The organism is Domibacillus iocasae, from assembly GCF_001750285.1.
Lineage (GTDB): Bacteria > Bacillota > Bacilli > Bacillales > Domibacillaceae > Domibacillus > Domibacillus iocasae.
The window spans coordinates 303,150-318,272 of the sequence record NZ_MAMP01000022.1 but is presented as its reverse complement, the minus strand read 5'-3'; the positions used below and the strand labels follow the sequence as shown (position 1 = coordinate 318,272).

Here is a 15,123-nt window from a genome sequence, read left to right as displayed (position 1 = left end):
TTAGCAAATGATGATTTCTTTATCCGTCACAATTTTCTGAACAGGCATATCGTACTTTTCAACCGGCAGTTTCTCAAGCAATTGAATAGAAAATGCTAATGAAATCGTTTGCCCTTTGTATGAAGATAAAAAGCGATCATAGTAGCCGCCGCCAAAGCCAATTCGAAATCCTTTTCGTTCAAAAAGAAGACCTGGCACTACGAGTAAATCTAATTCATTCGAATGAATAGGCGTTGTTTTTTCGGGGTTTGGCTCATAAAGACCCGCATATACTTTTTCAAGGTCTGAAAACCTTTCCAATTGATAAAATTGCATGCTTTTTGTGTCCGGGCTGCATTTTGGTACACAAACAATTTTGCCATTCAGCCAGGCAAACCGAATTAGCTGCCATGTGTCTACTTCAAAATCAGCTGAAACAGTAAGAGCAATTATTTTTGCCTGTTTCCATTCCGCAAGCGCATACAATTTTGCCGCAATATCGAAACTTTTTTGCTCATATACCGGCCGCTCCATCGCGGTAAGCTGCTGCTTGATTGTTTCCCTCATTTTTTTTTTATTCATTCGGTCCTCCTCAAAAGAAAAAACAGCAGGAAAGTCTCCTGCTGCTTACTTCGTTTCGCGGTGCACTGTCACTTTTTTCAATCGCGGGCTGTATTTTTTCAACTCGAGACGATCCGGGTTGTTACGTTTGTTTTTAGTTGTGATATAGTTACGGTCACCGCTCTCAGTGCAAGCTAATGTAATGTTTACACGCATGTTTTTCCCTCCAAACTTGTCTCGCTTATTTTCAAGTCATTTGCGACTTTACTATAATAGCACCTTTTCGTCAGAAATACCAGCCTGTTTTTTAAACATTGATGAATAAGAATCCAACCGATCCACAGACCCGCTTTTTTCATGCAAAACAGACGCAGAAAAAGTATTAGACAGCGGATAAACTGGCTTCAGTCGATTTGTAATCCCCGAGATTCCCCGCTTCAGCCGCTTTTCAGCCAGCTTATATGCGCGATGCGTGCCAATGTCCTGCCAATACGCAGTTGTTTCATATACGTAAATCGGTTCCCGGTTAGCCAACAGCGCCGGAAAAACATCTTTTGCAAAATCTACTTCTCCTTGAAAAACATACTCTTCGAAAAGAGACGGTTCGATTAAATAAATGCCTGTGCTCACCTGATTTGTCCACAAATGAGCCTCAGAAGGTTTTTCTAAAAGCGACAACAGTCTGCCTTTTTGATCAGTCAGGCAAACACCAAACTGTTCAGGACGCTCAGCCATCGCTGTGACAATTGTAATACGCGCCCCTTTCTCCTTATGAAAATCATACACATGACGAAGCGGTACATTTGTCAATGCATCTCCGCTTAAAACGGCTAATGTCTCTTTGAACAATCCACTTGAAGCAAATAAGCTTCCTGCCGTACCGAGCGGCTTATGTTCTTCAATGTATTGAATGTCCAATCCATGTTGCTGTCCAAATCCTGCATGCTGCTGAATAATTTCCTTCTTGTAGCAAACTGTCATGATGACCCGAGAAATGCCATTCATTTTAAAAACGTTTAAGTTATAATCCAAAAGAGGTTTATTCAGTAAAGGGACCATTGGCTTTGGTATGCGGTCGGTAATCGGGCGCAATCGCTTCCCCCGCCCTCCAGCAAGCAAGATACCTATCATGTGCGAACCCCTTCCATTTTTTTGATGAAAACGGTTTGATCATATACCTTTTCTGTCTGTGCACTGATGTGATTCCAGCTGTAAAGCTCTTTTGCCATTTCATGTCCATTTATGCCCAGTTCATTTGCATAGTCAGGCTGATCAAGAATAGCAGCTAGCTTAGCTGATAAATCTTCCGCATTTCCCGGCTCAAACAAAAGACCAGTTTGTTTATGCAAAACAAACGATTTTAATCCCCCTGTTGCGGCCGCAATAACGGGCTTTTGAAATGCCATCGCCTCAAGAGCAACAATTCCAAACGGTTCGTACAAGCTTGGAAACACAGCTGCTTCACATGTTTGGAATAACGCTTTCCTCTCTTCATCACTTACATACCCGACAAAATGAATCTTATTTTCAAGTCCACGTTTTTTAACCTCTTCACGCCATGTTTCCAGTAAAGGACCCTTACCCGCAATAATAAACTGAATATTTTCTTTTTTCAAGTTTTTTAGATGGATATTAAAAAATGTTTGAAAACCTTTTTCAAACACCATTCTTCCAATCGAGAAAATAAAGGGTTTCAGATGACTAAACCGTGTATGCGTTGATACATTTCCTTCAAACTCAACACCATTTGGAATAACATAGATATCTTTCTCAGCCGCTTCGTAAAAAACCCGTAACTCTTCTTTCATCGGCTGGCTGCAAACAATTACGGTATCAGATGACGCAATAAGCACTTTTTCTTTTGAAGCGATCGTGCGCTGCAATTCATTATGCAAGCCGTTATTACGACCATGCTCAGTTGCATGAATAGTGGATACAAGCGGCAGCTGATGCTGTTCAGCCAATAAAATCGCGGCATCTCCGGTCAACCAGTCATGTGTATGGATAAGAGCAATATCATAGTTGCGAATCAGCTCTATTCCTTTTTGGAAGAGGCATAAGTTTAAATCCGATGTTTGCTTTAAAAAGTCCTGTTCTCCTTTGTGAAGTGGACCTGTTCGATAAATGTGAACACCGCTTATGACTTCATGTTGAGGTGCCCCGTGGTGGGAAGCTGTCAGCACAATTACTTCACGCCCGGAAGCAACGAGCGATTCAGCGAGTCCATGCACATGGCGGGCCATTCCGCCGACAATATTTGGCGGGTACTCCCATGTCAGCAGCAGGATGGCTCCTTCCAGCTCCTCTACAATTTCAATAGGCTGCTCAGAAAGCAGCGTCACCCCGTAGTGAAGACGCATGCGTTGGTGTGCATAGTCCAAATCCGGGAACTCTTTGCGCGCTCCATCAAGTAAATACCGAAGAGAATCCACCGCACTTATTAATTCCTCTTCAAGCTCGTTTATAGAAGCATATACACAATACGCCCATTCAAGATCAAGGACACTCCGCACCTCACATATGGAAGACGTGCATTTTTCATCCCACTCTTTTTTCAACTGAAAAATAAGGTCACAGCGCTGAATTTCTTCAGCCGTAATCAATGCCTGCCCATCATTCATATTTTCATACACGAGTGGAAAGTGGATCATTCGTTTGGCAGAAGGAATATCTGACTTTAGCGCTCGTTCTTTATCGAGATTCTTAAATCGGTGACAGGCATTGTCTCCCGTCAATGTGAAAAGGATGGCGGTTGATTCTTTATCATTTTGTTTCTCTTCAAACTGGTAAGGAAAAATATTGAGTCCACGCGGTGACATCCATTGAACATCCTGTTGTTCGTCCGACGGGAAGGCATCACTAGGGAGAAAAAAGAATTGACAGCCCTCCTGCTGAAGAAATTCATCTAATCCAGGCGCATAGGCACCCCTCGGAAGCCAGATGGATGGCGGTGGGCTTCCAAACAATTCTTTCCAGACAGCAGCTGTCCGCTTTAAATCCTCCGCTGCCGCTCCTTTTATCGTATACGCGGTTAATGGAAAATGACTAAGCGCTACGGGCAGCAACAAGAGCTTTTGTTCAGCCATCAACGCCTTGAATGCGTGAATGAATGATCCATTATGCATACGCAGCAGGTCAGCAGATACGTGATTAACATGATGGTTAATAAAGGCGTTGACTGCCGTTTTTCCACGAACGCCATTTAACCAGCCTAATGCAAACAAATTAACAACAGCTGTCACGGGCTTACCGGGTTCCGCACGTTCTGCCGCTTTCAGCAAATAGCCATACACATTCATCATGTCTACTATTTCTTCACTTTCCATTGTTGATCCGGCCAGGGCAAGAGGCCGAAAGGGATGATCTATCATCATAATATTTGAAAAAGAAAATTTCATTTCCCTTTACCTCCTTTACCTATTGTAGCCTTATCGCAAGCAATCCGGATGCTCAATCCAACCTGGTCCATTTAAAGGATGATGGTAAAATTCTTCCGCTGCTCTTAACTTAAATATATAGTCTGTATTTCGTTCATATGAAGTATGAACCGGATGAGAGCGCAAAATCGGCCAAAATATATAATTTTTTGTTAAGTAGCCAATCTCACAAATATAGGAGCGATTTCTTTTCAACCCTTTAATGGTCCACGAGTGATCTTGTTTATTTATCTTTATACATGTAACGGAGTGAGCATTCGTTCCATTAAAATAAATATCCGTTATATCAAAAATACGGAGATCCAGCACTTCTGAATTTAACGGCTTCTCACAATAAAAAGCTGCTTTTAACAGACGAGGATGAAGATGCCATTTACAATAAAGACGTTCTCTTGATAAAAAAACGGCGTGAAGTTCACTTTTCGCATCCAATTCCATTTTTTCCGCCATAAAACGACGCCATTTTTGTTTTACCTCCTGTTTTGGAATCGATAGTTTTCCCGCAATTTGATCCCATGAAAAATTTTGGCTTTTCAGCCTGACAATCTCGTCAACCAATATGTATCACCCCGGTCCGGCAGTTTTCCTAAACTGATTATACCATTATCGTATCATGTTCAATAGTATGCGGCAATTACCAGCGCATCGCTCTCCTTCCAGGCCTGATATGATACAATAGCAAAAAAAGAATGAAAGGAGTTTTTGAATGAATGGACTTATAATCGGATTGGCATGTGCCGGTGCCTTCTTTATTTTATTGTCGTTTTTTGTACCTGATAAACAACGGCGCTTTGAAAAAGAACTTGAAGAATTGTCTATGAAAATGCTTCAGGAACATTATCAATTCACAAAAAAATTAAAAGTGCTTGAGGAAGAACTGCTTATGGGGGATGCTCCTTCTATGGCAGCGAAAAAGCCGGTTATGGTAAATGAAATTATTCAAAGCCAGGTAATTGCACTTTATCAGCAAGGGACACCGCTTTTGCAAATTGCGAACCAATCCTCTCTTTCAATCGATCAGGTGAAAAATATTTTAGCTATGAAAAAGCAAACGGAGAATTAAGCATGATAAAACAATCTATTCGCTCCTTCGGCTTTGGCCTTTTAGCATCTTCGGCTTCCTTATTTATCTTTAGCTATATTGAAAAAAATGAACCAGCTGAATTATCGACGGAAGAAATAATTCAATTGTTAAAAGAAGACGGCTATAACATTCAAAAGTCAATTCCTGAAAAAGAGGCAGAATCGGCTTCTGATCCACAAGAAACAAACGAAACAAAAAAACAAGCGGAAGAACCTGCTGTTCGGCCTATAACCATGTCGGTCGAACCGGGTATGTCGTCTAATGAAATCGCAGCTAAGCTAAAAGAATTGGGCGTTATTGAGCAAGAAGCCGCTTTTAATCAATACTTAACAACAAACGGCTACGCAGACAAACTGCAGGTTGGATCGTATACTTTTCAGAATGAAATGACTGATAAAGAAATTGCCGAAGTGTTAACAAATTAACTGTTTTATAAAAAAAGCCGACGCATAAGCGCCGGCTCTTTTTTATTATCCAAATCTTCCTGAGATATAATCGTCTGTGCGACTGTCTGCAGGGCTGTTGAAAATCGTGTCAGTTGCATCGAATTCCACTACTTCCCCGTTTAAGAAGAAAGCCGTTTTATCTGAAATTCGGGCAGCTTGCTGCATGTTATGCGTCACAATAATAATCGAATATTTTTCTTTGAGCTCTTGAATAAGCTCTTCCACTTTTAATGTCGAAACAGGGTCAAGTGCAGATGTCGGCTCATCCATTAAAATGACATCCGGCTCAAGTGCCAGGCAGCGTGCGATACAAAGGCGCTGCTGCTGGCCACCTGACAAGCCATAGGCAGGTTCATGGAGCCGATCTTTCACTTCATCCCATAATGCTGCACCGCGCAGGCTTTTTTCAACTGTTTCATTAATGATTTGCTTATTTTTAATACCATGAATTTTTAACCCAAACGCGATATTTTCATAAATCGACTTTGGAAACGGGTTTGGTTTTTGAAATACCATACCAACACGTGTCCGTAATTCTTCGACAAGAAAGTTTTTGCTGAAAATGTCACGCTCGCGATATTCGATTGTTCCGTTTGTTTTTACTCCCGGCACAAGATCAATCATTCGATTTAATGTTTTAATATACGTTGATTTTCCACAGCCGGACGGACCGATAATCGCCGTTACATCTTTTTCTTTAATGCCCAGATTAATATTTTTTAGCGCATGGTGGTCACCATACCATAAATTTAAGTTTTTTGTATTATAAACGAATAGTTCCTGATTTTGCATCGATTCACTATTTTTCGTTGAATTTACCGCAGTTAACGTCATATAAGATTACCTCCAAATTTTCAATCACAATTTCCAAAAGTATATTATCTCGCTTGATAACGATTCCGAATCCAGACGGCAACAGAGTTCATTAATATGAGCACACCCAGCAGGATGATGATTCCTGCAGCTGCAAGGTTATGAAAGTCAACCTGCGGCCGGCTAGTCCAGTTGTAAATCTGCATTGGAAGTGCTGTAAATGAATCCAAGTATCCAGATGGCAGGAACGCAACAAATGTAGGAATACCGACGACAATTAACGGAGCTGTTTCACCGATTGCACGTGAAAAAGCTAAAATGCTGCCGGTTGCAATACCAGGAATGGCATACGGAAGGACAACACGATATATCGTTTGCCATTTTGTCGCCCCTAGACCAAATGAAGCTTCTTTTAATTCATTTGGAACAGCACGAATCGCTTCTTGAGATGCCACAATCACAACAGGCAAAACAAGCAAAGCCATCGTGAAACCCGCAGCCAGGACACTATTGCCAAATCCAAAGACACGGACAAAAATTGTCAGACCGAGCAAACCGAACACAACAGACGGCACACCGGCCAAGTTTGAAATGTTCATTTGGATCCACCGTGTCAATGCATTTTTCTTTGCGTATTCTTCCAGGTAAATAGCCGTGCCGACACCAAGGATAGCCGCTGTTGGAATAACAACACTCATCATCCAAAGCGTTCCGATAACAGCCGCTTTAATTCCAGCCTGTTCAGGACGGCGGGAAGCGAAATTTTGGAAAAAGTCCCATGATAAATATGGAGCACCTTGTGAAATAATTCGGTAAAGCAGAACGATTAAGATGATCGATGTAAATGCCGTTGCTGTTAAAAAAATTCCTTTAATCACTTTGTTTTTCATGAGCCGGCCATCAATACGGCCAATCATTTCTTCTGATTTAACTCGAGTTGTATTTTCCATCAGTATTCCTCCCTAAAACGCTTCGAGATGAACTGGGCAAGCATGTTCATCGCCAGAGTGAATACAAACAATGTAAAGCCGACTGCATAAATACTGTAATAAATCGTCGTGCCGAATCCTGCATCTCCAGTCGTAACCTGAACGATGTAAGATGTCATTGTTTGTAATGATGATGTTAAATCCAGTGCAGCAGACGGTGTTGAACCTGCAGCAATGGAAACAATCATCGTTTCACCGATTGCGCGGGAAACGCCAAGAACAATTGACGCAAGAATACCGGAAAGAGCTGCCGGAAAAATAACTTTTGATGCTGTTTCCCACTTCGTTGAACCCATGGCCAGTGCGCCGTGGCGGACAGGCTCCGGGACTGAAGAAAGAGCATCTTCAGATAATGAAACAATCGTTGGAATAATCATGATACCCACAACGATCCCCGGGCTGATAGCATTAAACAGCTCCAGTGACGGGAAAATTTCACGCAAAACGGGTGTAACAAACGTTAAAGCAAAAAATCCATAAACAATTGTTGGCACGCCAGCGAGCACTTCAAGAATCGGTTTCATAATTTTGCGTGTACGTGTACCTGCATACTCACTCAAGTATAGCGCAACAGCAAGGCCGATTGGAATAGCAAAAACAGAAGCGATCAACGTGATTTTCAGTGTACCCAATACAAGCGGCCAAATACCATAAACAGGATCTGTATTCGAGAATGGATACCACTCTGTTGATGTGAAAAATTCAACAATCGATACATCACGGAAAAACGTAATTGTTTCAAAAATTAATGTTAAGACAATCCCTAATGTTGTTAAGACAGAGACCGCAGCCATAATAAACAAGACCGCAGGAATAACTTTTTCACTTCTGTTCAAAAAGCCGCCATTATATTTTTTTTCAAGCAGCTGCTGAACCGGACTAAGGTCTTTATTTGTTGTTTTCAACCCTCTTGCTCCTTTCAACCCACGTACACCAATAGAGGGCATCGCCCCCTATTGGTGTATATTTTAATCTTTATCCGCTTTTTAATCCAGTGGTAATTACTTTAAGCCTTCAAGTGTTTCAAGCTGTTCTGTATATTTTTCTTCCGGAAGTGAAACATAGCCAACATCTTCCGCAAGAACTGATGCATTTTCAAGTGTAAATTGCGTATAAGCTGCAACAGCTTCATCATCTTTGATTGCTGCATTGCTTACATATGTGAACAATGGGCGTGAAAGTGGAGCGTATTCACCGCTTTCGATTGTTTCAGCATTTGGTTCAACTGCATCGCCTGCTTCGTTTACGATTGGCACTACTTTCACATTGTCTTTATTTTCAAGGTAGTATGCGTAGCCAAAGTACCCGATTGCATTGGCGTCACCTGTCACACCTTGTACAAGAACATTATCGTCTTCCGAAAGAGTGGCTGATTTGTCAATTTGACCACCGTCAAGTATTACTTCATCGAAATAATCAAATGTTCCAGAATCCGTTCCTGGTGAATAAAACTTAATTTCTTCTTCCGGCCAGCCTTCACGAATGTCTGACCATTTTTTTGTTGAACCATTATCTAACCACAGCTTTTTCAATTCATCTACTGTTAACTGGTCAACCCAGTCATTGTCTTTATTTACAACAACGGATAATCCGTCATAAGCAAGTTCCAATTCAGTGAATTCAACCCCTGCATCCGCAAGAGCTTTTGATTCTTCGTCTTTAATTGGACGGGATGCATTGGTCAATTGTGTTTCGCCAGCGATGAATTTTTCAAAGCCGCCGCCTGTTCCAGACAATCCGACTGTTACTTTTACATCCGGCTGTTCAAGCATGAACTCTTCTGCCACTGCTTCAGCAATTGGATATACAGTCGATGAACCATCGATTGAGATTTCGCCTTGAAGCTGTGCATCGCCTGCGCCTTCTCCTGTTGCCCCTGTATCAGCGTCATCGCTGCATGCGCCTAGCAATAGCGCTGATCCTAATAAAGCTGATAACGTGAGAACCTTGACTGGTTTCATTTCTTCATTTCCCCCTGCAAATTTGTTTTTTTTTATTCGCTACACTGAATACAATAAAGGATGAGTATTAATATGGTTTTAATAAAATGTTAAGGTTTTGTAAATCACACATAATTATGCGTAATGCACCTTGCCTCATTTTATTGAAAGCGATTCCGATTACTGAACAGACAGCTTTTATAGTTTTTTCACATTACCAGAAAAAATTCTTCTTTTTCTTTGGTAATGATGAATTAATTTATAAAAAAATATCCATTTAAATAAAAAAAAGCCTTTCCACTTAATGAAAAGGCCCTTTTTATTCATCTTTTAAATTAGTCGTTTCTTGTTTTGTTATGATCTCTTGATCCACTACTGCTTCAGCTGGTTTTTCCGTTACTTTCTTCTCTTTCAGCTCAAAATATTTATCCATGGCACGGCGTCCAATATTATGGTTAATCGGAATAGAACTTGAACTATCTTCATATGCCCACGGCACAACAACCGCCATTGCCACTTCAGGGTTATCATATGGTGCATATCCAACGAGCGTCACATTCCATGTCATTTCATTTTTATTCTTTTCTTTTAACGGACCGTCATAAACGCCTTCCGCTGTACCTGTTTTTGCCGCCATTTTATATGGAGCATCCCCAAAATAACTGGACGCTGTACCTTGAGATGCCTGTGCCACAAGACGGAAACCTTCCTGCACCTGTTCGATCCAGCCAGGCTCTAAGTCCAGTGTGTTCAAGACAGTTGGTTCAATTTCCTCAGCAATCGGGCCGATTTTATTTGTTTCAGAAACCGGTTCACGAATTTCCTTTACAATACGCGGCTGCATACGGTATCCGCCATTTGCAATCGTTGATACATACTGGGCAAGCTGCAGTGGAGTATACGTATCAAACTGGCCGATGGCAAAATCGAGAATTTTACCCGGCTGGTCGACATAACCTTTGTAGCCGGCTTGTTCACCCGGCAAGTCAATGCCTGTTTTTACTCCAAGACCAAATTGGCTGAAATAATTTCGCATTGTTGGAAAAGCCTGCTCATTGATTTTCAAGCTGCCGTTTCGAATATAGCGTGCGCCGCCAATTTCCATCGCTGTTTTAAACATATATACATTCGATGAGCGCATTAAGGCGTACGTGTCACTGATACTAAAAGCGCCGCCTCGATTAAACCAGGAGCTTTTCGAACGTGTTCCGGCAAAATTCAATGGTTCATCCACAATTTGTTCACCAGGTTCATTTACACCGGTCATGTACCCCGTTAATACAGTAGCTCCTTTTACAGCCGACCCCATCGCATAAGACGTCGTCATATTCCCAAGCGCAAAATCAAAAATTTCCGCTTTGCCGTCTACCACCTCATATTTTTTACCGGCCATAGCGAGAATTTCACCTGTGTTGGGATCCATCATCGTCACAAACGCGCGGTCTAAAAATGGATGATAACCTGACTTAGCCTGCTGAAGTTCTTCTTCGATGATTTTTTCAACTGCAGTTTGAAGATCCATATCCACGGTCAAAACAAGATCTTTCCCACGCTGTCCTTCTGTAATGATTTCGGAATCCAGCACATTTCCTGATTTGTCAGTAATGTTTTTCATCTTCGTTTTTTGGCCGCGCAGCACATCTTCATATTGATACTCAAGGTAACTTTTGCCGACACGGTCATTACGGCTGTAATCCCTCGCTAAATAATATTCGGCCATTTCTTTCGGCAGCCCTTCTTTGGAGGATGAAATATTGCCGAGTACCGTTTTTAATGTACCATCGTGTGAATAAGCCCGTTCCCAGTCCGTCGTCGTATTAACACCCGGAAGTGATGATAGATTCTCGCTGACAACCGCGTATTCTACATCTGTCACATTCTCATTTTTTACAATTTGAGGGGTCTGAGGGTAGCCGGAAGTGAATTCCCGGTAAATAGCCAGCACTTCAAGCTCTGCATCCGTCAGTTCATTTAAATCACTTTCTGTAATGCGTTCGAGCTGAAGATCATATAGGTCGTCTTCTGTCAGCTCCTCATTTTCATAAGCAGTCCATTCTTTATCTGTTACTTTTGCTTTTGCTTTTGCTTCGTTTTTCCCGATCCAAAAGTCTTTCATGTCCCGCTCAGTCACTTGATCTGTTTCTTTTTCTATCAACCGGGCAAGCTTCTCAGCTGTCTGCATCATTTCCTCTGCATTCGGACTCGACGAACGGGTATACGTAATGGCATTTTGAGGAACATTATCGACAACAATTTCACCATCACGATCATAAATTCTCCCACGCGGTACACTCGTATTAACCGTCACATCTTCTGTACGTTCAATTTTGCGCTGATAATCTTCTCCTTGAACAATCTGGACGATACCCAGCCGGAAAATAAGTGCCGAAAATAATAGAAAGACCACAAAAAACAGCATGTTCATTCGAAACGGCACGTGCGTTTTTTTCTTTTTATTCGCTTTTTTCAACCGCCTAACCCTTTCTTCGTTTCATTTACTCTATTGTCCATTGTATCGAAAGTAAATGTTTTTTTCCACAAAAAAACCGGCCCGATAATCGGACCGGCTTTCACCCAGCACTTTCTATTAAAGAGCTGCTTCGTAACGCTTAGAGACTTCATCCCAATTGACCACGTTCCAGAACGCAGCAATATAGTCAGGACGACGATTTTGATAGTTTAAGTAGTATGCATGCTCCCAAACATCAAGACCAAGAATCGGCGTTTTGCCTTCCATGATCGGAGAATCTTGATTTGGTGTGCTTGAAAGCTCTAGTTCACCGTTTGCAACAGACAGCCATGCCCAGCCAGAACCGAAACGGGTTGCGCCCGCTTTTGCAAATTCTTCTTTAAAAGCATCAAAGCTTCCGAATTTTGCATCAATCGCTTCCGCCAATTTCCCGGACGGAGCACCACCGCCGTTTGGAGAAAGAAGCTGCCAGAATAGAGAGTGGTTCGCGTGTCCGCCGCCATTGTTACGGACTGCAGTGCGCGCAGATTCAGGAACCGCATCTAAGTTCGCGATTACTTCTTCTACTGATTTAGAAAGAAGCTCTTCGTTGCCTTCAAGGGCAGCATTTAAGTTTGTAACATACGTGTTGTGATGTTTAGTGTGATGGATGTTCATCGTTTCTTTGTCGATGTGAGGCTCAAGTGCGTCATACGCATAAGGTAGCTGTGGTAGTTCAAATGCCATTGTAAAATTCCTCCCAAAAATAAAGTGATTTACTTAACATATACAAGATTAACAAAATTGTGAATACGGCGCAATAATTATGCCCACAAGAAAAGCACACAGCAGGCGTAAAACAAACCAGCGGGAGCCACACTCTTTGACAGCAGGCTATGCCACGCCTATTGTTAATAACAGACAGCCTTCTGCTGACTTGCTTAAAAGCTTTCACATCATGTGGCGGCCTTCGAGGGACCTGATTAAAAAGAAGCAGCCATAACGGCTGCTTCCTCTTCTCTTATAAATCGCGGATACCAAGAACAGCTTCCGCTATATTCACCGCATGATCACCCATACGTTCTAAGTTCGAAATGATATCGACAAAAACAATGCCTGCTTGTCCCGTACATTTCCCTTCATTCAAACGCAAAATGTGCTGTTTGCGGAGTTTTCGCTCCATTTTATCAATCAATTCTTCCTGCTCTGATACTTCCTGTGCAAGGTCCATATCATTAGAATTAAGTGATCGAATGGCTTTTGATACTGTTTCTATTGTTAATTTAAACATTTCATCAAGATCGGCCACTGCCTGATCTGAAATTAATACTTTATTTGCCTGCTGGTATTCAACCAATTCACAAATATTTTCTGCATGGTCGCCAATACGCTCAATATCACGAACCGCGTCTAATAGCGTTGAATGACGCTCTGATTCAGCAGCGCTTAACTGTTTGGAACCTACCTCAACAAGATAATCGGTAATTTTCTGATCGAGATTATCTATTGCTTGCTCAAGCTGTTCCGCTCTTGCTGCATGTTTTTGATGTTTCGTTTTGAGATATTCATGTGTTTCTTCTAGCCCTTTAACCGCATAATCTCCCATACGAACGACTTCTTCTTTTGCCTGGCTTAAAGCAATAGAAGAAGATTGCTCAATGAAAATAGGGTCGAGATGCTTCGGTTTATACTCAATGAAAGTATCATCGCCAGGAATGAGCTTTGTAACAATCATGGCCAGCACTGCAACAAACGGCAGCTGAATAATTGTGTTAGTTACATTAAATGTTCCATGAGCGAAAGCGATGGTCATTTCCGGATTAAGCCCCATTGATTGTTGTAAATAACTAACGAACGCCGTATACAATGGCAAAATAGTTAAGAAAATGATGGTCCCGATAATGTTGAATAAAACATGGGTGGCAGCCGCACGCCTTGCTGCTACTGATGCACCTATTGAAGCAAGAACTGCAGTAATCGTCGTTCCGATGTTATCTCCGAATAAAACTGGAAGTGCCGCATCAAGCTCAATAAGACCTTCCGCAAAAAGCCCCTGTAGAATTCCGATCGTTGCACTAGAACTTTGAACAATAACAGTAAAAATAGTTCCAACTACAACACCTAAAATAGGGCTCGCGGCCATGCTAACCGTTAAATCATGAAAGGAATCCAGTTCACGAAGCGGCTTCATACCGCCGCTCATTAACTCAAGGCCATAAAAAAGCGCACCGAACCCAAAAATAATCCGGCCAAAGTTGCTCGTCTTTTTGCTTTTGAAAAAGAAAATGAGCATTGAACCAAGAGCAATAATCGGCAGCGCGTATTCACCGATGTCAATCCCAATGATAAACGCTGTAACTGTAGTTCCGATATTAGCCCCCATAATAACACCGATGGCTTGTCTTAGCGTCATAAAACCAGCACTGACTAACCCGACAGTAATAACAGTTGTGCCCGAACTGCTTTGTATTAAGATCGTAACTAGGATACCCGCGAGAACACCCATCAACGGGTTGGTTGTAAACCGGTCCAGAATTTCTCTAAGGCGGTCGCCAGCCGAAGCCTGCAGTCCATCACCCATCTGTTTAATACCATACAAAAATATTCCAAGGCCGCCCAAAAATTGAAACAGCATTTCTTGGATATTGATCTCCATTTTTTCAGCTCCAGTCAACTATTTTCGACAAAATTCTCCCCAATTATGAAGAAAACATATAGATAAAGTAAAGACCCTATAACCAAAATTTACATTTTATTAATAATTAACGATTTGTATTACAATTTAATTACAAAAATAATGATTCTAGAAAAAAATGATATAGATTCATGTGGTTAACTGCTATATACTAAATGTGATTTTCCATTCAGAAAGGACTTCGTATTTTATGCCGTTATATACACAATTCATTAAAAGCCTGCATTCCCCAAAATACATCGCCGCTTTTCGTCTGCAGGGAATTGGCAAAACCATTCAGTATCTTTTTGCATTGTCATTCCTTATGAGCCTGCCGGCATTCATTGCTGCGGCCTTCTATTTAATGGATGGCAATGAGTCCGCGAAAACGACGGTCGAAGAGATGCTGCCATTATTAACACTGAATCAAAATGCGCTTATCTTTATTCCTGTTGCTCTTTTTTTCTATTATATTCTGTTATCATTCATGTTTTTTTTAAAAGCATCGATTTTTGCAGGAATTGGCCTTGTTATTGTTTCCATAGTAAACAAGCGTGCTGAATATCGTCATTTATTCAGAATGGCGGCTTACTCGCTCAGTCTGTCAGCTTTACTGACGACTTTCGTTGAATTGGCAGGCTGGACATTTCCTTATGCCTATATAGCTGATTGGCTGTTAATTGTGATTATGCTCTTTCTTTCGATCCGCTGGCTGCCTGGCGCCCCAAAGTAAACGCAATTGTTGTCTGAA

General features: G+C 41.6%; 15 protein-coding genes. 3 read left to right on the top strand and 12 right to left on the bottom strand.

The features are described from left to right. Genes BA724_RS12370 through BA724_RS12350 form a run of 5 tightly spaced genes read right to left on the bottom strand, consistent with a single transcriptional unit; the run spans nt 1 to nt 4,535 of the window. A complete protein-coding gene (locus BA724_RS12370; protein WP_069938967.1) occupies nt 1–561 on the bottom strand; it encodes a 5-formyltetrahydrofolate cyclo-ligase in 561 nt (186 codons plus the stop codon). Nucleotides 562–606: 45 nt separating this feature from the next. Further along, nucleotides 607–756 carry a 50S ribosomal protein L33 gene (gene rpmG / locus BA724_RS12365; protein WP_045850975.1) on the bottom strand — a complete coding sequence of 50 codons (150 nt, stop codon included), beginning with the start codon at nt 754–756 and terminating at the stop codon, nt 607–609. 51 nt (nt 757–807) lie between these two features. Continuing rightward, on the bottom strand, nt 808–1,671 hold the full coding sequence (locus tag BA724_RS12360) for a nucleotidyltransferase family protein (protein ID WP_069938966.1): 864 nt from the start codon (nt 1,669–1,671) through the stop codon (nt 808–810). Continuing rightward, the gene (locus tag BA724_RS18040) at nt 1,668–3,938 is read right to left on the bottom strand and encodes a glycosyltransferase family 4 protein (RefSeq protein WP_083256214.1); all 2,271 of its coding nucleotides are present in this window, start codon (nt 3,936–3,938) and stop codon (nt 1,668–1,670) included. The genes BA724_RS12360 and BA724_RS18040 overlap by 4 nt, the downstream gene beginning before the upstream one ends. A 30-nt stretch (nt 3,939–3,968) precedes the next feature. Further along, nucleotides 3,969–4,535, bottom strand: a complete 567-nt coding sequence (locus BA724_RS12350; protein WP_069938965.1) for a DUF4912 domain-containing protein — start codon at nt 4,533–4,535, stop codon at nt 3,969–3,971. 148 nt (nt 4,536–4,683) lie between these two features. Here BA724_RS12350 and BA724_RS12345 point away from each other — a divergent pair, with 148 nt between their 5' ends. Together BA724_RS12345 and BA724_RS12340 are read left to right on the top strand one after the other, a co-directional pair. Next, nucleotides 4,684–5,040 (top strand): hypothetical protein, encoded by a 357-nt coding sequence (locus tag BA724_RS12345; RefSeq protein WP_069938964.1) that lies wholly within the window; start codon nt 4,684–4,686, stop codon nt 5,038–5,040. A 2-nt stretch (nt 5,041–5,042) separates the two neighbouring features. Next, on the top strand, nt 5,043–5,486 hold the full coding sequence (locus BA724_RS12340) for an endolytic transglycosylase MltG (protein WP_069938963.1): 444 nt from the start codon (nt 5,043–5,045) through the stop codon (nt 5,484–5,486). Nucleotides 5,487–5,531: 45 nt separating this feature from the next. On the opposite strand, the gene pstB is transcribed toward BA724_RS12340, so the two are convergent. The 7 genes from pstB to BA724_RS12305 form a co-directional block, all read right to left on the bottom strand. Then, a complete protein-coding gene (pstB, locus tag BA724_RS12335; protein WP_281182016.1) occupies nt 5,532–6,299 on the bottom strand; it encodes a phosphate ABC transporter ATP-binding protein PstB in 768 nt (255 codons plus the stop codon). 86 nt (nt 6,300–6,385) lie between these two features. Next, nucleotides 6,386–7,270, bottom strand: a complete 885-nt coding sequence (pstA, locus tag BA724_RS12330; RefSeq protein ID WP_069938961.1) for a phosphate ABC transporter permease PstA — start codon at nt 7,268–7,270, stop codon at nt 6,386–6,388. Continuing rightward, complete coding sequence (gene pstC / locus BA724_RS12325; protein WP_141719934.1) at nt 7,270–8,214, bottom strand: phosphate ABC transporter permease subunit PstC; 945 nt, start codon at nt 8,212–8,214, stop codon at nt 7,270–7,272. Before pstC ends, pstA begins: the two co-directional genes overlap by 1 nt. 96 nt (nt 8,215–8,310) lie before the next feature. After that, nucleotides 8,311–9,270, bottom strand: a complete 960-nt coding sequence (locus BA724_RS12320) for a PstS family phosphate ABC transporter substrate-binding protein (protein WP_069938959.1) — start codon at nt 9,268–9,270, stop codon at nt 8,311–8,313. A 298-nt stretch (nt 9,271–9,568) separates the two neighbouring features. Beyond that, entirely contained in the window at nt 9,569–11,674 is a 2,106-nt protein-coding gene (locus BA724_RS12315) for a peptidoglycan D,D-transpeptidase FtsI family protein (RefSeq protein WP_083256241.1), read from the bottom strand. Nucleotides 11,675–11,836: 162 nt separating this feature from the next. Beyond that, nucleotides 11,837–12,445, bottom strand: a complete 609-nt coding sequence (locus tag BA724_RS12310; RefSeq protein ID WP_069938957.1) for a superoxide dismutase — start codon at nt 12,443–12,445, stop codon at nt 11,837–11,839. 274 nt (nt 12,446–12,719) lie between these two features. Further along, nucleotides 12,720–14,354, bottom strand: a complete 1,635-nt coding sequence (locus BA724_RS12305) for a Na/Pi cotransporter family protein (protein WP_069938956.1) — start codon at nt 14,352–14,354, stop codon at nt 12,720–12,722. Nucleotides 14,355–14,583: 229 nt separating this feature from the next. Between BA724_RS12305 and BA724_RS12300 the strand changes: the two genes are divergently transcribed. Continuing rightward, on the top strand, nt 14,584–15,105 hold the full coding sequence (locus tag BA724_RS12300; protein WP_069938955.1) for a DUF1189 family protein: 522 nt from the start codon (nt 14,584–14,586) through the stop codon (nt 15,103–15,105). Nucleotides 15,106–15,123: the final 18 nt, after the last annotated feature.